Source organism: Nocardioides oceani, assembly GCF_030412965.1.
Lineage (GTDB): Bacteria > Actinomycetota > Actinomycetes > Propionibacteriales > Nocardioidaceae > Nocardioides > Nocardioides oceani.
Genome location: NZ_JAUHJQ010000019.1, coordinates 12,464 through 30,885, shown reverse-complemented (window position 1 = coordinate 30,885; position 18,422 = coordinate 12,464). Strand labels below are relative to the sequence as shown.

General features: G+C 73.3%; 14 protein-coding genes. 6 read left to right on the top strand and 8 right to left on the bottom strand.

Features of this window, described 5'->3' with window-relative positions; genetic code table 11:
• Positions 1-408: 408 nt before the first annotated feature.
• Positions 409-1,443: a DUF222 domain-containing protein gene (locus QWY28_RS22195; RefSeq protein WP_300955108.1), complete on the bottom strand. Its 1,035-nt coding sequence runs from the start codon at positions 1,441-1,443 to the stop codon at positions 409-411.
• Positions 1,444-2,106: 663 nt separating this feature from the next.
• Between QWY28_RS22195 and add the strand changes: the two genes are divergently transcribed.
• The 3 genes from add to QWY28_RS22180 all read left to right on the top strand — a co-directional run bounded on the left by add (position 2,107) and on the right by QWY28_RS22180 (position 6,829).
• The gene (gene add, locus QWY28_RS22190; RefSeq protein WP_300955107.1) at positions 2,107-3,192 is read left to right on the top strand and encodes an adenosine deaminase; all 1,086 of its coding nucleotides are present in this window, start codon (positions 2,107-2,109) and stop codon (positions 3,190-3,192) included.
• Positions 3,189-4,241, top strand: a complete 1,053-nt coding sequence (locus tag QWY28_RS22185) for an isopenicillin N synthase family dioxygenase (protein ID WP_300955106.1) — start codon at positions 3,189-3,191, stop codon at positions 4,239-4,241. The genes add and QWY28_RS22185 overlap by 4 nt, the downstream gene beginning before the upstream one ends.
• Positions 4,242-4,324: 83 nt before the next feature.
• Entirely contained in the window at positions 4,325-6,829 is a 2,505-nt protein-coding gene (locus QWY28_RS22180) for a response regulator (RefSeq protein ID WP_300955105.1), read from the top strand.
• A gap of 7 nt (positions 6,830-6,836) precedes the next feature.
• Here QWY28_RS22180 and QWY28_RS22175 read toward each other — a convergent pair whose 3' ends face one another.
• From QWY28_RS22175 to QWY28_RS22155, 5 genes are all read right to left on the bottom strand, one after another.
• Positions 6,837-8,150 (bottom strand): PAS domain-containing sensor histidine kinase, encoded by a 1,314-nt coding sequence (locus tag QWY28_RS22175; RefSeq protein WP_300955104.1) that lies wholly within the window; start codon positions 8,148-8,150, stop codon positions 6,837-6,839.
• Between the two features lie 67 nt (positions 8,151-8,217).
• The gene (locus QWY28_RS22170; protein WP_300955103.1) at positions 8,218-9,744 is read right to left on the bottom strand and encodes a serine/threonine-protein kinase; all 1,527 of its coding nucleotides are present in this window, start codon (positions 9,742-9,744) and stop codon (positions 8,218-8,220) included.
• A 72-nt stretch (positions 9,745-9,816) separates the two neighbouring features.
• A complete protein-coding gene (locus QWY28_RS22165; protein WP_300955102.1) occupies positions 9,817-10,890 on the bottom strand; it encodes a phosphotransferase family protein in 1,074 nt (357 codons plus the stop codon).
• Positions 10,887-12,071, bottom strand: coding sequence for an acyl-CoA dehydrogenase family protein (locus QWY28_RS22160; RefSeq protein ID WP_300955101.1), 1,185 nt, complete (start codon positions 12,069-12,071; stop codon positions 10,887-10,889). Before QWY28_RS22160 ends, QWY28_RS22165 begins: the two co-directional genes overlap by 4 nt.
• A gap of 101 nt (positions 12,072-12,172) precedes the next feature.
• Complete coding sequence (locus QWY28_RS22155; protein ID WP_300955100.1) at positions 12,173-12,778, bottom strand: TetR/AcrR family transcriptional regulator; 606 nt, start codon at positions 12,776-12,778, stop codon at positions 12,173-12,175.
• Between the two features lie 146 nt (positions 12,779-12,924).
• Between QWY28_RS22155 and QWY28_RS22150 the strand changes: the two genes are divergently transcribed.
• Together QWY28_RS22150 and QWY28_RS22145 are read left to right on the top strand one after the other, a co-directional pair.
• Entirely contained in the window at positions 12,925-13,638 is a 714-nt protein-coding gene (locus QWY28_RS22150; protein WP_300955099.1) for a histidine phosphatase family protein, read from the top strand.
• A complete protein-coding gene (locus QWY28_RS22145; protein WP_300955098.1) occupies positions 13,625-14,509 on the top strand; it encodes an NAD(P)H-hydrate dehydratase in 885 nt (294 codons plus the stop codon). Before QWY28_RS22150 ends, QWY28_RS22145 begins: the two co-directional genes overlap by 14 nt.
• 9 nt (positions 14,510-14,518) lie before the next feature.
• Here QWY28_RS22145 and QWY28_RS22140 read toward each other — a convergent pair whose 3' ends face one another.
• Entirely contained in the window at positions 14,519-15,022 is a 504-nt protein-coding gene (locus tag QWY28_RS22140) for an HIT family protein (RefSeq protein WP_300955097.1), read from the bottom strand.
• 1,676 nt (positions 15,023-16,698) lie between these two features.
• Positions 16,699-17,235, bottom strand: coding sequence for a hypothetical protein (locus QWY28_RS22135; protein ID WP_300955096.1), 537 nt, complete (start codon positions 17,233-17,235; stop codon positions 16,699-16,701).
• A gap of 411 nt (positions 17,236-17,646) precedes the next feature.
• On the opposite strand from QWY28_RS22135, the gene QWY28_RS22130 reads away from it, so the two are divergent.
• Positions 17,647-18,420, top strand: coding sequence for a DUF2382 domain-containing protein (locus tag QWY28_RS22130; RefSeq protein WP_300955095.1), 774 nt, complete (start codon positions 17,647-17,649; stop codon positions 18,418-18,420).
• Positions 18,421-18,422: the final 2 nt, after the last annotated feature.

Genomic DNA, 18,422 nt, shown 5'->3' with positions numbered 1-18,422 from the left:
TTGTTGGTCTCTTCGACGATCCGGACAGCTCCCTCACGGAACTCCCGGTCGTACTTCTTCCGCTTCTCTGGCATCTCGATCCTCATTGTCGATGCCTCTACGGTCCGGGGGGAACCTCAGGCGGGGTCGACCGCTGGGGTCGCGGTGGTCGAAGGACGTCTGTGAGATGACCGGGCCAGCGGTCTATGTCCGCATGTGGAAGGCGACGCGGCCGTTGGGCAGGTGGGTGGTCTCGTAGGCGGGGTCGTGGATGCGGGCGTGGTGACGTGGGCACAGGTTGCGGGCGTTGCCGAGGACGGTGGCGCCGCCGTGTGCCCAGGGCTGGTCGTGGTGGGCGTGGCAGAGGTGGGCGGGCCAGTCGCAGCCGTCTGCGGTGCAGGTCGGCTGGGTGATGTTCAGTCCGCGGCGTTATGCGCCGGAGAACAGTCGGGACCGTCGGCCGAGGTCGAGCAGCTCGGACTTCGAGCCGAGCACGGCAGGGACGAGCCCTGCCTCGCACGCCAGCCGGCGGGCGGTGGCGGCGGAGATGACTCCACCGCCGTCGAGCACGCCGGACGCGAGCCCGCCCAACAACGAGCCGAGGTCCATGGTGACCACGACGGTGGCGTTCAGGCCGCCGAGCTGCGGCAGCTTGTCGGCAGGCATGCGCTCGAGCAGCTCGCAGAACGCGTCGCCCATCCGTTCCGGCGAGGGCCGCCGCTCCACCTGAGGGGCTTCCTCGTCGCGGGTGGCGGCTTGGTGCTTCGGGGCGGCGAACGCGAGCAGCATCTTGTGCAGCATCGCTCCGTGCAGCTCGGGGATGGAGAACTTCCCGCGGTAGCTGCCCTGGCCGTCCGGGCACATCGTGAACCACGCATTCGCACGCGCCTCGCGCTCTTCTCGTTCGAGGGTGCGGGCGTCGCGGGCCTCGCCGATCTCGGGCGCGACGACGGTGAGGACGTGCTTGGCGAGGGTCGCGAGCGCCTTCGGGTCGCGGTGGACGGCTTCGGCGAGCAGGTGCTGCTCGGCGCGGGCGGGAATCGTGGGGTCCTCGAGGTCGTCGGGGAGCCGGTCGACGCAACCGGTGATCACGCGGGCGTGGTCGACCGAGATCGCGCCCTTGACCAACGCGGCCGCGGTCGGCGAGTGGCGATCGAGCGACTCGGCCAACCGCATCCGGCTTTTCGCGACCGGTCGGTTCTGTCGGGTCTGGTGGCCCCACCAGGAGGCGGTGTCCGTAGCGCCGCCTCGTTCCCCGACGTGCCGGCGGTCGGCCTCCGCGGCGAGCCGCAGTTCCAAGGCTTCGGCCTGGGCACGCAGCTTCGTCGCCTCCAGCAGAGTGGTCGCGACGTCCTCGTCGGACATCCGCCACAAGTCCGAGGTGGCCGCCGAGCGGACCTTCTTGCGGGACTTCGCGACGGCACGGCACACGGTGTGCGCGTGGTGTCTGGAGTCCTTGGCCATGGGTCTACTCAAGCACCCGCCACCGACAGTCCGACCGCTGTTTCCCCAGGTCAGACCGCATATTGGACATCAACTTCGCTCTACTTTCTCGGCAGGTTTCGAGACGGTCGCTGAGCGCCCCCCCCCGATCAGCCGGAGAGCCGGACGACCCCCGCAACCCCCCGCCCACCCATCCTGTAGCTGCCGCCACCGCAACCACCCGCGGCCGGCAGGCCGCAGGTCGGCTCACCGGGTCTCGACATCGTCGGCGCTGGCGCGCCTCCTGCTCGACCAGCGGGGGCCTGGCGGCACCGCAACCACCCACGGCCAGCAGGCCGCAGGTCGGCTCACCGGGTCTCGACGACGTCGGCGCTGGCGCGCCTCCTGCTCGACCAGCGGGACTCAGCGGGTTCCGACGTCGCTCGCTGTCGCGCCTCCTGCTCGACCAGCGGGGCTCAGCGGGTTTCGACGTCGCTCGCTGGCGCTCGCTGCTCAACCAGCGGGGGCGCTCACCGGGTCTCGACGACGTCGGCGCTGACGCGCCTCCTGCTCGACCAGCGGGATCCGGTGGCTGTGCCCTAGCCCGGCCTCTCGACCAGCCGGGAGCCGACCACCGGGCGGGTGGTGCTCCGCTGTCGACAGAGCGTGACAGCCGCGTAACACGGAGGTCCTACGTTCCTCGCCGTGAGCCTCGCGACCAGCGTCCACTCCACCCCGGTGCCGGTCGACCCGGCGATCGACGCGATGGTGGCGGCGCTGCCGAAGATCAGCCTGCACTGCCACCTCATCGGCAGCGTGGCGCCGCAGACGGTGGCCGACCTCGCCCGGAAGCACGGCGTACGACTCGAGCGCTCCGCCGACGAGCTCTACGACCACCACAGCTACGAGGACCTCGGCGAGTTCCTGCGGGTGCTCGACGTGGTGGGCTCCCTCATCCGCGACGTCGACGACTTCCACCGGGTGACCTACGAGTCGCTGACGGCGGGAGGCGCCGACCACGGCGTGCTCTACCGCGAGGTGCACCTCAGCCCGCCCGGACACCCCGGCGTGCCGTACCGCACGATCCTCGAGGGTGTCCTCGCCGGCGCTCGCGACGCCGAGGTCGACGCCGGGATCCGGGCGACGTTCCTCGTCGGCATCTGCCGCGAGCGCAGCGGCGGCGCGGCGGTCGAGCTGGTCGAGCAGGTCGTCGAGCACCGCGTGGACGAGGTGCTCGGCATCGGCCTGGACTACGCCGAGGTCAACGGTCCCCCGGGCCGGTTCGTCGAGGCCTACGAGCTGGCCGCCCGCCACGGCCTGCGGCGCACGGCCCACTCGGAGTCGGGGCCGCCGGCACACGTCGAGGTGCTGCTCGACCGGCTCGGGTGCAGCCGCGTCGACCACGGCTACCACGTCGTCGACGACCCCGCCATCACCCGCCGGTGCGTCGAGGAGCGGGTGCCGTTCACGTGCACCCCGGTCAGCAGCGACATCGGCCGCTACTCCGGCAGCGGCGACGGCACCCACCGCCGGATCGCCGAGATGGTCGACGCCGGCCTGCTCGTGACCGTCGACTCCGACGACCCGCCGATGTTCGGCACCGACCCCACCCACGACTACCGCGTGCTCGCGCACGCGCTCGGCTACCGCCGCGACCAGCTCGCGGCGTTCACCCGCAACGCCGTCGAGGCCTGCTGGCTCGACGACTCCGACAAGACCGCGCTCCTCGCCACCGTCGAGGAGCGGGTCGCCGCCACACCCGACGCACCCGCCCCCGAGGAGGCACCATGACCACCGAGCACCCCTTCCACGTCCCCACCGTCGACATCGGCGCGTACGTCGGGCAGGGCACGGCCGAGGAGCGCGCGGCGGCGGCCGCCGCGTTCGACCGGGCGGCCCGCACCGTGGGCTTCGTCCAGGTCGTGGGTCACGGCGTGCCCACCTCGGTGACCGACGCGTTCGCCGCGGCCCTGGACGAGTTCTTCCACCTGCCGCTCGAGGTCAAGAAGCAGTACCGCACGCCGCCGGCGGTCAACCGCGGCTACGCCCCGCCGAAGACCGAGTCGCTCAGCCTCAGCCTCGGGCTGGCGCCGTCGAACCGGATGCACGACTTCTTCGAGGCCTTCAACATCGGCGCGGCGGTCTCCGACCACCCGGGGCTGGACCTGCCGGAGGCGGACTACCCCGAGAACGTCTGGCCCGCCGAGGCCGAGCGGTTCCGCGCTGCCGTGTCGGCGTACTTCGACGAGGCGGGTCGGGTCGCCCGCACCCTGACGACGCTGTTCGCCGACGCGCTGGGCCTGCCCGCGGGGTTCTTCGAGCGGTTCACCGACCACAGCCTCGACGTGCTCCGGATGAACAACTACGCCCTCGAGGCCGGCGAGCTCGAGCTCGACGGCGACCTGACCGGGATGGGCGAGCACACCGACTACGGCATCGTCACCGTCCTGTGGGCCGACCAGGTGGCCGGCCTGCAGGTGCTGGGCCGCGACGGGGGCTGGCACGACGTGGTGCCGGCCGACGGCGCGCTGCTGATCAACCTCGGCGACCTGATGGCGCGCTGGACCAACGAGCGCTGGATGTCGACGCTGCACCGGGTCAAGCCCCCGATCGTCGACGGCCGGGTCGAGCGGCGGCGCAGCGCGGCGTTCTTCCACGACGGCAACATCGACGCCGTCATCGAGACGCTGCCGACCTGCCTCGACGACGGGCGCACGCCGTACGCCCCGATCACGGTCGGCGAGCACATCCGCGCCAAGCTCGCCGGGTCCCGCGCCGGCGTCGCCAACACCGACGCCGAGCGGGAGGCAGCCCGGGTGCTCGCCGCCCAGGGGTCCTGAGACGCCACGCGCCCGCCGGGCCGTGACCTACGAATTCCCAGGTCACGGCCCGGAAGAAGGACCTCGCGGGTGACAATGGCGCCATGTCCGGCGTCCGGTGGTCCTCGCGCGACGTGGTCCGCACCGTGCTGCCGGCCGCGCTGCTCGCGCTCGCCGTCGTGGCGTTGGTGCTCGACCTGACCGGCGCGCCGTCGGCGACCCACGACGCGACGTACGTCGTCGTCATCCTCGGCAGCGCGGTCGTCGCCGCTCTCGGGGCCCGCGCCGCGGCACCGGGCCGGCGCCTCGTCCCGGGCCTGCTGGCCGCGGGGCTGGCCGCCAACGCGCTGGCCGACATCATCTGGTACCTCTACGCCTGGACCGGGCCGGAGCCGGAGATCTCCTGGGCGGACGTGCCCTACTTCCTCAGCTACCTCGGGCTCGGCGGCGCGCTGCTGGCCGTCCTGTCCCGGGCGCGGCGGCGGGGTCGTCGCGACGCCGAGGTCCTGCTGGACGCGATCACCGTCGTCACCGTCTGCGTCCTGCTGCTGTGGGACACCTCCATCGGCGGCATCGTGGGCGACGCCGGCACCGACCTGAGCACCCGCCTCGTGCTCGCGGCGTACCCCGTCTGCGACGCGGTGCTCCTCGGCCTGGTGCTGCGGGCCCTGGCCACCCGGTCGACGCGGAGCCTGGTGGGCCCGGACCTCGCGCTGGGCGTGGGCTGCTGGCTCCTGTCGGACCTGGGCTTCCTGCTGCTGAGCCTGGACAGCGCGGCGGCCGCCTGGATGGACCTCGGCTGGCTGGTCGGCGCCGTGCTGCTCGCGCGCTCGGCGTGCCCCCGCCCGGACACCGCCACCGACGAGCCCGCGCCGGCCACCGCCGGGGACTACGCGCGGACCCGGATGGCGGTCGCGATCGTCCCCCTCCTCGCGCCGATCGGCGTGCTGGTCCTCGACGACCTGCTCGACCGCGACGGCGACGTGCTCGTCGCCGGCCTGGCCGCCCTCGTGCTGGCCGGCGTCGCCGTCGTGCGGACCGCGCGCCAGCTGCGCTGGGAGGCCGAGGCGGTCCAGGCGGCGGAGGCCGCCTCCGCGGCGAAGTCGGCCTTCCTCGCCACCATGTCCCACGAGATCCGGACCCCGCTCAACGGCGTCATCGGCCTGACCGGGCTGCTGCTCGGCACCGAGCTGACCGACCGCCAGCGGCAGTACGCCGACGGCGCCCGGGGCGCTGGCGAGGCGCTGCGGGCGGTCATCGACGACATCCTGGACTTCTCCAAGGTGGAGGCCGGCCGGCTCGAGCTCGAGGTGGTCGACCTCGACCTCGTGGCGGTCGTCGAGGGCGCCGCGGAGCTCGTGGCGGGCCAGGCCCACGAGCGCGGCCTGGAGCTGCTCGCCTACTGCTCCCCGGACCTGCCGACCGCCCTGCGCGGCGACCCGGCCCGGCTGCGCCAGGTGCTGCTCAACCTGGTCTCGAACGCCGTGAAGTTCACCCACCAGGGCGAGGTCGTCGTCTCCGCGCACCTCGACGGGCGCACCGACGACACCGTGCTCGTGCGCTTCGAGGTGCGCGACACCGGCATCGGGCTGGCCGAGGGGCAGCGTGAGCGGATCTTCGAGCCGTTCTCCCAGGCCGACTCCTCCACGACGAGGCAGTACGGCGGCACCGGCCTCGGGCTGGCCATCTGCCGCGAGCTCGTCGGCGCGATGGGCGGCACCCTCGGCGTGACGAGCGAGCCGGGCGCCGGCAGCACGTTCTGGTTCCGCGTGCCGATGGCGCTCGGCCACGACGTGCCCGCGCCGGCGGAGCCCGCGCGGCGCGACCCGCTCGCGGGCCGCCGGGTGCTGGTCGTGGACGACAACGCCACCAACCGCCTGGTCCTGGAGGGCCAGCTCGGCGCGTGGGGCATGGAGGTGACGCTCGCCGACGGCGCCGACACCGCCATGGACCTGCTGCTGGGCGACCTCCGGCCCGACCTCGTCCTGCTCGACCTGTGCATGCCGGAGGTCGACGGCCTGGAGCTGGCCCGGCGCATCTCGACCCGCGACGCCGCGCCCCCGATGGTGCTGCTGACCTCCGACCCCGAGGTCGACCCGGACGAGGTCCGGGCCGCCGGCATCGGCGCGGTGCTCACCAAGCCCCTGCACATGGCCCGCCTGCGCGAGGTCGCCGGTGCGAGCCTGTCGCCGGCCGCACCGGTCCGCGCCACCACGCGCCACCTACCCGCCGGCGGCGGCCACCTGCTGGTCGTCGAGGACAGCGAGATCAACCAGCTCGTGGCCGTCGGCATCCTCGCCTCCCGCGGCTACACCGCCGACGTGGCCGACGACGGCGCGCAGGCCCTCGCGATGCTCGCCTCCGGTGGGTACGACGCCGTCCTCATGGACTGCCACATGCCGGTGCTCGACGGGTACGACGCGACGGTCGAGCTGCGTCGGCGCGAGGCCGGCGGCCGCCGGACCCCCGTCATCGCGATGACCGCCGGCGTGACCGGTGAGGACCGCGACCGGTGCCTGGCCGCCGGGATGGACGACTTCGTCCCCAAGCCCGTCCACCCCGACGAGCTGCACGCCGTCCTGCGTCGCTGGGTCGGCGCGCCGGCCTGAGCGCTGCTCAGCTGACCGCGGGGCCGACCTCGGGGCCGCCCTCGGGGCCGACCCCAGGACCGCTCTCGGGCCGGCCGAGCGGCACGGCGAAGGCGAACGTGCTGCCCTCGCCGGGGATGCTGCTGACCCAGATCGACCCGCCCATGAGCGTCACCAGCTGCTTGCAGATCGCCAGGCCGAGCCCGGTGCCGCCGTACCGCCGGGTGATCGAGGGGTCGCCCTGGCTGAAGGCCTGGAACAGCCGGGGCTGCTGCTCCTCGGTGATCCCGATGCCGGTGTCCTCGACCCGGACGACCACCTTGGTCGTGCTCGCCCGCGTCTCGGCGACCTCCACCCCGACCCGGATCCGGCCCTCGGGGGTGAACTTCACGGCGTTGTCGAGCAGGTTCGTGACCACCTGGGCCAGCCGCTCCGGGTCGCCGGTGAGGTGGCGCGGCAGGTCGGGGTCGACGCCGAGCGAGACCGTCAGCCCCTTCTCCGCCGCGACCGGCCGAACCAGCGCCACGGCGTCGCCGACGACGTTCGTCAGGTCGAGGTCGACGTCGTGCACCGTCGCCCGGCCGGCCTCGATGGCGGAGAGGTCCAGGATGTCGTCGACCAGCCGCAGCAGCCGCTGGCTGGAGCGCTGCACGGCCTCGGCGAACCTCTCCTGCTCGGGGTCCAGGCCGCTGTCGACCAGCAGCTCGGTGGTCGCCATGACCGCGGTCAGCGGGGTGCGGATCTCGTGGCTGACGTTGGCGAGGAACATCGACTTGGCCTCGCTGGCCTGCTCCGCGCTGCGCCGCGTGCGGGTCAGCTCGCGCTGCATCCGGTTGCGGGCGGTGATGTCCTCGGCCACGCCGTAGACGCCGACGACCTCGTCGTCGACCACGATCGGCAGCCCCGTGACGCTGACCTCCGCCATCGAGCCGTCCGGCCGGACGACGACGGTCTCCAGCTGCTGGGCCCGCCGCTGCAGGATCTCGAGGAACGCCGCGCCCACGACGTCCACCTGCGCGGGCTCGAGGAGCCGCGCGAAGTCCATGCCGATCAGGTCCCGCGCGGCGTACCCGCTCACCCGCTCGGCGGCGGGGTTCGCCTCGACGAAGCGGCCCTCGAGGTCGAGGGAGAAGACGGCGCTGGGGTGGTACTGGAACAGCGACCGGTACCGCTCGCCGGTCTCCGCCGCGGCGCGCCGGGTGGTGTCGAGCTCTCGGAGCGCGGCGCGGGCCCGGCGCAAGCGCCACCACAGGTAGCCCGCGACCGCGTGCCCGCCGACCGACGTGCCGAGCAGGACGGCCGCGGTCCGGCCGTCGTCCCTCGCCCGCCCTGTCGTCCGCACGGGGCGAGCGTACGGCGCCGCACCCGACGTACCGTTCCGCGCCGCGGTGCGGTCCACGGGTCAGGACTCAGCCGGCCACCCCGTCGGCGACGATGCGGCCGCCGGTCACGGTGATCTCGCGCGTCTCCTGGTCCGAGCCGTTGTAGGTCAGGTCGACCAGCACGGTCCCCTCCCCCTGCGGCTCCACGCCGTCGACGCTCACCGAGTCGATGGTCGACCAGAAGCCGGAGTAGGAGTCGTAGCCCAGCGAGCGCTGGAGCTCCGGGGAGAGCACCCGCCACGCTGACTCGTAGTCGCTGGGCAGGAGCGCGTAGTAGTCCTCGATCAGCTGCGCCTCGTTGCCGCTGCTCACCGGCGGGGTCTCGGTGTCGGGCGACTCCTCGGCCGCCTCGGACGTCTCCTTCTCGGTGGGGGTCTCCTCCGGGGTCGGCGTGGGGCTGCTCGAGGCCGAGCCCTGCGGCGACGCCGTCCGCGAGGACCGCTGGCTCGGCTCGTCCCCGGCGGTGCCGGTCTCGGCGGGGTCGTCGTCGCCGAGCATCCCGACGAGCAGCGCCACGCCGAGGGCGAGCACGATCACCGCGGCCGCGACGAGGAGGGCGACCGGCGTACGCCGCCGGCGGGACGGGTGCTCGTCGGTGTCCGCGAACGCGACCGGCGTGGGCGCGGGCGGCGGCCCCGGCGCCGGGACGGGTGTCGGGGCGGGGGTCGGGGCGGGGGTCGGGTCGCGGTCGGGCAGCGGCGCCGCCTGCGTCGTCGCGAGGCCGCCCAGCAGCGCGGTCGTCGCCTCCTCGTCGCCGCCCCGGGCCGCGGCACGGAGCGCGGCGGCCGTCTCCGCCATGCTCGGGCGGGCGTCGGCGTCGACGTTCATCATCCGCCGGATGGTCCCGGCGAGCGCGCCGGCCCGCTGCGGGATCGGCGGCTCGTGGCTCACGATGTGCATGAGCATCGCGATGGAGTTCTCCTGGGCCGGCCAGGGCGGCTCGCCCTCGACCGCGGCGTAGAGCGACGCACCGAGCGCCCAGACGTCGTCGGCCGGCGTCGGCTGCCCGCCCCGGGCGAGCGCCGGGGAGAAGTAGAGCGGGGTGCCCGCGACCATGCCGGTCTGGGTCAGCTGCTCCTCGCCGAGCGTGCGGGCGATGCCGAAGTCGGAGATCTTGGCGACGTCGTCGTCGGTGACCAGGATGTTGCCCGGCTTCACGTCGCGGTGGACCACGCCGCGGGCGTGCGCGGCCGCGAGCCCCTCGGCCACCTGCGCGCCGAGGTGGGCGGCGCGACGTACGTCGAGCGGGCCGTCCTTGAGCAGCTCGGAGAGCGTGCGGGAGGGGAGGTACTCCATCACCAGCCACACGTGGCCGCCGTCCTCGATCGCGTCGAAGATCGACACCACGTTCGGGTGGTTGAGCGCGGCCGAGGAGCGCGCCTCGCGCAGCGCCCGGGCCAGGTGGGGCGTGGACTCGCCGGGGAGCCCGCCGACCTGCTTGACCGCCACCTCGCGGCCGAGGGTGCGGTCGTTGCACAGCCAGACGGCACCCATGCCGCCGCGCCCGACCTCGCGCACGACGTCGTACCGGCCGGCGATGGTCTCGGGGGGCATCGGGTCCTCCTGTGCCGTCGCTGAGGCTTCGCGGTCGGGTACCCGCTACCCCTGTCGCACCCTCGCCAAGCGTCAGACGCGCTCGAGACCTGCGACGAGCAGGGGTTCGACCGCTCGCGCCGCGGTGTCGAAGCCCTCCCCGTGGGTCGCCCCGGCGCGGTAGCGGTGGTCGATCCCGGCGGCGATGACGGCCAGCTTGAAGTAGCCCAGCGCGAGGTGCGCGTCCCAGTCGACGAGTGCGACCCCGCCCGCCGCCTCGTACGCCGCCGCGAGCGCGTCGGCGGTCGGGAGCCGGTCGCTGGTCCACGCGCTCGGGGAGCCGAGCACCAGGTCGAGCGCGGCGTGCCGGTAGACGCACATCATCGCCACGTCGGCCACCGGGTCGCCGATGGTCGAGAGCTCCCAGTCGACGACCGCCTCGACCCGGGGGCCGGTGTCGCTGCCGGCGTCGCCGAAGGAGAGCAGCGTGTTGTCGATCCGGTAGTCGCCGTGGACCACGCCGGTCGAGCGCTGGTCGAACGCGGTCGCGCCGAGGCGGCCGGCCAGCTCGGTCGCCAGCGGGGTGAGCGCCTCGTCGCCGACGATCTCCCACTGGCCCGACCAGCGGCGCAGCTGCCGGGCGGCGTACCCGTCCGGGCGGCCGAACCGCTCGAGCCCGGCGGCGACGTGGTCCACCGCGTGCAGCGCGGCGAGCGTCTCGACGAGCCGGCCGGTGGTGAGCTCGAGGGTGGCGTCGTCGAGCCCGTCGAGGTCGGCGCGGGACTGGACCGAGCGGCCCTCGACGAACGCCGCCACGGCGAACGGCAGCCCGATCACGGACTCGTCCTCGCACAGCACCACGGGCCGCGCGACCGGCACGCCCGCGCCGGCCAGCGCGCTGGTGACGCGGAACTCCCGCGCGACGTCGTGCGCCGAGGGGGTCCGGCCCACCCGCGGCGGCATCCGCACGACCCAGGCCCGGGACCCGGAGGTGTCGTCGAGGCGGTAGGTCAGGTTGGACCGGCCGCCCGCGACCAGCCGGGCGGTGAGCGGGCCTGCGACCGGCTCGCCGGCACCGGTCATCCGGTCGGCGACGGCGGCGAGCTCGGCCTCCGAGAGCGCCGAGGGGTCCCCCGGGTCCCGGGAGCCGGCCGGTTGCTCGCTCACCCGAGCTCCTTCCCGATCCGCCGCACGGCGCGCTTGGCGATCGACCAGCGATGGACCTCCGAGGGCCCGTCGTAGATCCGGAACGGGCGGATCTCGCGCGCGATCTTCGCGACCGGCAGCTCGGTGGAGACCCCGAGCCCGCCGCACATCTGGGTGGCGCGGTCGACGACGCGGTGCAGGGCCTCGCCGGCGAAGGTCTTCGCGATCGACGTGGACGCCGAGGCGCGCTCCCCCGCGTCGAGCTCCTCGCACGCGACCGTCAGCAGCGCCCGGGTCGCCGCGAGGTCGATCTCGTTGTCGGCGATCATCTGCTGGATCATCCCGAGGTCGGCGAGCCGCGAGCCGAACGCCTCGCGCCCGGTCACGTGGCGCACCGCGACCTCGTGGGCGCGCCGCGCGGCCCCGGTCCAGCGCATCACGTGGGTCATCCGGGCCGGCCCGAGCCGCACCTGGGCGTAGCGGAACCCCTCGTCCACCCCGCCGAGGACCTCCGAGTCGGGCACGAACGCGTCGGTGAATCTGACCTCGCAGTGGCCGCCGACCATCGAGCGGTCGACGGTGCCGACGTGGCGCACGACCTCCAGGCCCTCGGTCGAGGCGGGCATGAGGAACATCGTCGCGCCGCCGGACCCCGCCGACCCGGCGCCGCCCGGCTCGCCGCTGGTGCGGGCCATGGTGATGAAGAAGGACGCGCCGTCGGCGCCGGTGATGAACCACTTGCGGCCGTTGACGACCCAGCCGCCGTCGACCTTGGTCGCGCGGGTCAGCAGCGCGGACGGGTCGCTGCCGGCGCCGGGGGCCGGCTCGGTCATGGCGAAGGCCGAGCGCACCTCGCCCCGCGCGAGCGGCTGGAGGTACGTCGCCCGCTGGGCGTCGGTCGCGACGTGGTCGAGCAGGTGCACGTTGCCCTCGTCGGGCGCGGCGACACCGGTCGCCAGCGGCCCGAACAGCGAGTAGCCCGCCTCCTCGAAGACCGGTGCCCGCTCGACCATCCCCAGGCCCCGGCCGCCGCAGTCGACCGGCGCGTGCGGGGCGAAGACGCCCGCGGCGCGGGCCTGCTCCTGCAGCCGCACGCGCAGCTCGTCGCCGCCGGCCGCCTCGATGTCGCCGTCGTGCTGGTCGTCGAGCGGCAGCACGCTCGTGCGCACGAACTCCCGGGTCGCGCCCACCAGGTCCGTCATGTCGTCCTCCTCGCCCGCGAGGACCGACCGATCGCTCGCTCGGTCCAGTCTGTCAGCGGGGTGCGCCGGCGTCAACGCTCGACGCCACTGTCGGTGCGGCGTCAGCCCTGGACGAGCCCCCGGGCGAGGACGAGGTGGCGGGCGACGAGCTCGTCGGGGTCGAGCGGCCCGTCCTCGCGGTACCACGAGGCCACCCCCACGCACAGCGTCGCCACCGCCCGCGCGGCGTCCAGCGGGTACGGCGTACCGAACACCCCTGCGTCGGCGCCGGCGACGACGACGCGGTCGAGCATGCGCTGCTGCTCGTCGCGGCGGTCGACGTACTGTCGCCGGCTCTCCGGGGCCAGGCTCCGGATCTCGGTGCTGGCCACGAACGCCTGCTGCCGCCGGAACATGTGGAACCGCAGCAGCGACTCCACCAGGGCGTCGAACTGCGCCGACGGGTCCTCGGGCGCCGAGGCCAGCGCCGCCTCCGAGCGCCCGAGCAGCTCGTCCATCACCGCCATCACCAAGGCGACGAGGATCTCCTGCTTGGACTTGTGGTGGTGGTAGACCCCCGGCACCGACAGCCCCGCCTCCGAGGCCAGGTCGCGGATGCTCGTGCCGTGGTAGCCCTGCTCGGCGAAGCACCTCAGCGCGGCGTCGAGCACGCGCGGCAGGGTGGGCGCGTCGTACGTCCGCCAGTCCGCGAGCTCGGGTGCCGTCATGCGCTCACTCTAGGGACGCCCCACCCCCGCTCGCCGCACGCGGACCTCCTGCGGGGTGGTGGCGACGCGCGACATGGGTACCCGGGGCACCCGAGCAGAGCGGAGGCGACGTGCGACCCAGGTGGGAACGAGGACCGTCCGAGCTGGTGCTGGTGCGCCACGGCGAGTCGATGGGCAACCGGGCGGACGCGGCGGCGCGTGACGCGGGCGCGGAGGTGCTCGACCTCTCCGTGCGCGACGCCGACGTCGAGCTGTCCGGGACCGGCCGTGACCAGGCGGCGGCCCTCGGCCGCTGGCTGCGCGAGCGCGACGCAGGCGACCGGCCGACCGTGGTGGTCAGCTCGCCCTACCGCCGAGCCGCGGAGACCGCCGCGATCGCCGTCGAGGCGCTCGGGCTCGACGTCGAGCACGACGAGCGGCTCCGCGAGCGCGACCTCGGCGTGTTCGACGGCCTGACCGGGCTCGGCATCCGCAGCCGCTTCCCCGAGGAGGCCGAGCGGCGCGAGAAGCTCGGCAAGTTCTACTACCAGCCGCCGAGCGGCGAGAGCTGGGCCGACGTCGCCCAGCGGGTCCGGGCGCTGCTGACCGACCTGCGGCACGGGTACGACGGCGAGCGGGTGTGGCTGTTCAGCCACCAGGCCGTGATCATGACGTTCCGCTACGTGCTGGAGGCCGTCGAGGAGGCCGACCTGCTCGACCTCGACCGCCGCACCCCGATCCCGAACGCGTCGGTCACGACGTACCGGCGGGCTGGCGCCCACCTCGACCTGGTCACCTTCGCCGACACCACCGCGGTCGACCGCAAGGACGTCGACGTGACCCACGAGGAGTCCCAGGGGACGGCCGATGACGAGTCCTGAGGCTCCGCGCGTCGTCACCCCCGCCCTGCTGCGCGGGTGGCCGCTGCCCGACCCCGGCGAGGACAAGAACGCCCGCGGCAGCGTCCTCCTGCTCGGCGGCTCGCGCCGCTCGCCGGGGGCGGTGCTGCTCGCCGCCGAGGCGGCGCTGAGGGCCGGCGCCGGCAAGGTCACCGCGGCCACCCTCGACGAGTTCGCCGCGGCACTGGCGGTCGCGGCGCCCGAGGTGGGGATGCTCCCGCTGCTCGCGAACGCGGCCGGACGCATCGACCCCGTGGCGGCCGACGCCGTCGTCGAGGACGCGGGCTCCGCGGACGTGCTCCTCGCCGGCCCCGGGTTCGTCGACCCCGACGACGCCGTCGCCCTGCTCGGAGAGGTGCTGCCCCGCGTCGACGTCACCGTCGCGCTGGACGGCCTCGCCTCGGCCTACCTCACGGCCCACCCGGACGGCCTGCACCACCTCGAGGGCCGGGCGGTGCTCACGGTGAACCCGGACGAGCTGGCCCGGACCGCGGGCGTGGAGGACGACGACGTCGCGGCCGACCCCCTCGGCGTGGCCGGCCGGGTCGCCGCGCGGAGCCGCGTGGTCGTCGTGTGCGGCAGCACCGAGAAGCACGTCGTCACCCCCGACGGGGACGCGTGGACGGTCGAGGGCGGCGGGCCCGGCCTCGGCGCCTCGGGCTCCGGCGACGTGCAGGCCGGGTTGGTCGCCGGTCTGCTCGGTCGGGGCGCCGAGCCCGCGCAGGCGGCCGTCTGGGGCGGCTACGTGCACGCACGGTGCGGCGAGCGGCTGGCCGCCGCCGTCGGGCCGCTGGGCTACCTCGCCCGCGAGCTGCCGGGCCAGGTCCCCGCGATCATGTCCGAGCTGGCCTGACCCGAGCATTCAGAGGTCGAGGCGGAACCCCGGCGAGTCGCGCCGCGCGAGGATCTCGGCGGTCAGCTCCGCCCGCAGCCCGTCGTGCGCCGGCCCGAGCGCCGTCGCCGGGTCCTGCCAGCGCGCCGGGTCGTGCAGCCAGACGGGTCGGCCGACGACCTCCGGCGGCTCCCACTCGTAGCGCGGCCAGAGGTGGCAGTGCAGGAACGCGTCGGTGTTGCCGAGGATCTCCACGTTGAGCCTGCGGTACGCCGGGTCCCGGCGGCGGCAGACCGTCTCGACGGCGTCCGCGACGAGGTCGACGTCCGCCAGGTACCGCAGCCGCTCGGGACGGGGCAGGTCGGACAGCCGGTCGACGCCGGGCGTCCTCGTCAGCGCGAGCGCGTAGCCCGGGAGGAACTGCACGTCGCCGATGACCGCGAAGGCCGCCGGCAGCTCCGCGAGCACCGTCGGGTTGCGCCCGGCGACCGCCGCCTCGACGCGCTGCTCGCGCCAGTCCCTCGTCCCGTCCACGACCGCGACCCTAGGGCCGCGGCCGGTGTCCTCAGACGTTGAAGCGGAACGATGACGACCCTTTCGGTCGCTTCCCGAGACTTTCGGTAAAGCGGCTCTGACCTGCGCAAACAGTCCCGATCCGGTCGTGGTGCCGAGTCAGTGTTTGGGGTCGCTGCGCATCCTCCTGAGGGCAGATTGAGGGCAGAGGTGCCATGCCGCCGACGACTTCAGGTGCCCGTGGGGGTACGCGCGAGGCACCCAGTTGGCCATCGATCGCTCAGCGGGAGCTGAGAGGGCTCGTCCCTGTTTCTCCGTGCGCACGCGACTCGGGCTAGCGACGGGGCTCATGGTCGTGCCTAGGAGCAGAATCAGCAGCCGAACCGGGTCGACGTCGGTCCACTGACCTCGATCCGCTGCTACGCGGAGGTAGGCAACGACACGTGCGCACACCGAGGCGCCGACGACCACCGACGAGCGCCGAGGTCAGCTCACCGCCCGGTCCGAGTCCTGCTGAGGCAAGCACCTGCGAGGCGGCCGTGCGCGACCACCTCAGAGCAGCCGGCACTGTCCTTCGCGGAGGACCTGACCGTTGCGGTACAACCCGGACGCCAGATCCCGGCCAACTTGCGCAGCATTTGCAGGCAATCACCAGGCGGCGGTGCTTCCGACTCGAGGCTCACGCGGTCGATGACCGCACGGTGGTCATCGCTGCGAGCGACGCGACACGAGCCCAGCGCCCTCGGTCACGTTCGATCGACTGTTGGCAACGCCCAACCGCGCCATGAGGACACGGTGCAGCCGTCACGGCACGAGTACCGGCCCCCTCATCGAACACTGGCCCTCGCTCCCCAATGGACCTGCCGCATCGCGACCACCACCACGATCAACTCCGCTTAGCGCTGACCCTTCCGCTGAATCCGACGCCAAGGAACAACCCGGACCACTCACCGACGGCAACCCCCGGTCGCATCAGCTGCTTCGCGTGATGATCCCGACGATCAACCGCGAGCCGACGACCTACTGCGGGGCAGGAGGCACCGGTTACGTGCGAACCGCGCGAGCTCCCACGGAGCAGCTGAGCGGGCGCGCATGCCCTCCCGCCACGTTCCTACGTTGGTCGGAGACAGGAGTCTATGAGTTCGGTGAGTGAGCGCTTCGACCTCGAGCTCGACGTCGTCAACGCCGAGACTTGCGGCGCGCAGCCACCACTGCGGCGCCGGCCACCACCAACGCCAGGCCACCCCCGATGGCCAGACTCGCTGAGCCTTCGATCACTTGCCTCCAAGTGACGGGCTGACTAGACAACAACGCCTTGGCGGCTCCGGCGCTACGAACAGCCGCCTGATCGTGCGGCGACTGCGAAGTTGTGATGTGCTCGCTCATCGGACACCGCGCGACACGGAGCGCAACCCCCTCGGGTCCGAAGCCCCGCCCACGTGGCAGGCGCAGTCGGACGTGACACGTGGCTTTCCAGTCCCGGCCAGTGCTGCGTGCAGTTTCGTCAGACGCAAGGCACTCCTCCTCACTCATTCACGCCTGTTGCTCGCGGCTTGCTCGCGAAGCGACAGCGTGGTCGTTATCCGAGCCACCAGACTGCGGCACGGGGGGTCTGCGCCGACTCGGCGCGTGACCCTTTCTCCGCTTCAGTAGTCGGCGGACGTGCACCGGACCGGCCCTGGTCCCGGTCAGCACCGCTAGGGACGAGCGGCCCGGTCGACGCGGTCGTGATAACGATGGCCCACCTTCCCTCCTACGAGCGCAGCCAGCAGCGTCAGCGCCAGTACCGCGATCGCAGTGACGAGGCCGCCCCATCCGAGCTGATCGGTCGAGATGGGCAGACGGGGCAGATTGACCCGGTCGAGGATGTTGTACTGCGCACCGAAGACCGCGCCAAGCAGAATCGCAACGACGGTGACTGCCAGACCTAGGATCCAGACGCCGAAACCCTGTCGGCCCCCATCGAAACGCGACATGCGACCGGCGACATAGCCGCCGGTGTAGTAGCCGATGGTCAACACGATCAGCAGCACGGCCGCGGCGACGACGCCGATCGTGCCGGCCTGGCGTTCCGCGTCGGTCTGGCTGATCGCCGCGTTGCTTCCAACCGCGGCCGTCACGGCACCGATGATGCTCGTCAGCAAGATCGTGATCGCGATGGCCACCAGCCATCCGAAGAACACCGCCCCGATGTTCAGACCGCCGAACTTCTCGCGTGCTGCGTCGTGCGACAACCTGCGGGCATCGGGCCGCGCGTGCTCGGCGCTACTCGCGCTACTCGCGCCACTCGACGCGTGCGCCGCCTGACGGTCGGACCTGCTCAGACGAGCCATCACCGGCCTTCCGATCCCAGCACCGGCGCCGTCGCGAACGGCACGGCGCTGGCGCGGACGATGGACGGGACCGCGCAGCGGGGCAGGCCTGACGGAACTGCACTTGGGGCGGTAGAGGGATTCTGCGAAGTAGTCCTGGTCGTTCTCATGAGACCTCCCTGAGCGAGCCGCCGTCATCGGCTGGATGCTGCTCCGGTGTCCGGATCGACAGCGTCTACGCACCTCGGATGCAATCCTTTGCTTACAGCGTAAGTCGGCGGGTACCGACAATCCGGATCGCCGAGAGCCGGCGACGTGAAGGAGGGAACGCACATGATTGAGACGAACCCGCAGCAGCTGATCGGACTCACTGCGCACGCCGCCGACGGCGACAAGCTCGGCACGGTCGGGCAAGTCTTCCTTGATGACCAGACCGGCCAGGCAGAGTTCATCACCGTCCACACCGGGCTCTTCGGCACCAAGGAGTCCTTCGTGCCGATCAGCAGCGCCACGCTGGAGAACGACCGCCTCGTAGTGCCCTTCACCAAGGACCAGGTCAAGGCCGCCCCGAGCGTCGACCTCGACGCCGGCCACCTCGACCAGGCCGAGGAGGACCGGCTCTACGCTCACTACGGCATGGGCAGCGGCCTCGAGAGGACCGCCGGCACCGCGGGCACCGGCACCGCGGGCACCGCGCCCGCCGGCCACGACACGTCGGGGCCCAACACCGACGACGCCATGACGCGCTCGGAGGAGCACCTCGAGGTCGGCACGACCACGCAGGAGGCCGGTCGCGCCCGCCTGCGCAAGTACGTCACCACCGAGACCGAGACGCGCACCGTGCCGGTCGCCAAGGAGCGGGCGGTCGTCGAGACCGAGCCGGTCACCGGCGGCAACGTCGACCAGGCGCTCGACGGCCCGGCCATCTCCGAGGAGGAGCACGAGGTCGTCCTCCACGAGGAGCGGGCCGTGGTCGACAAGACCGCCGAGCCGGTCGAGCGGGTGCGCCTGGGCACCGAGACGGTCGTCGGCGAGGAGACCGTCACCGAGGACGTGCGCAAGGAGCACATCGAGGTCGAGGGCGACGTCGACGACCGCCGGATCTGACC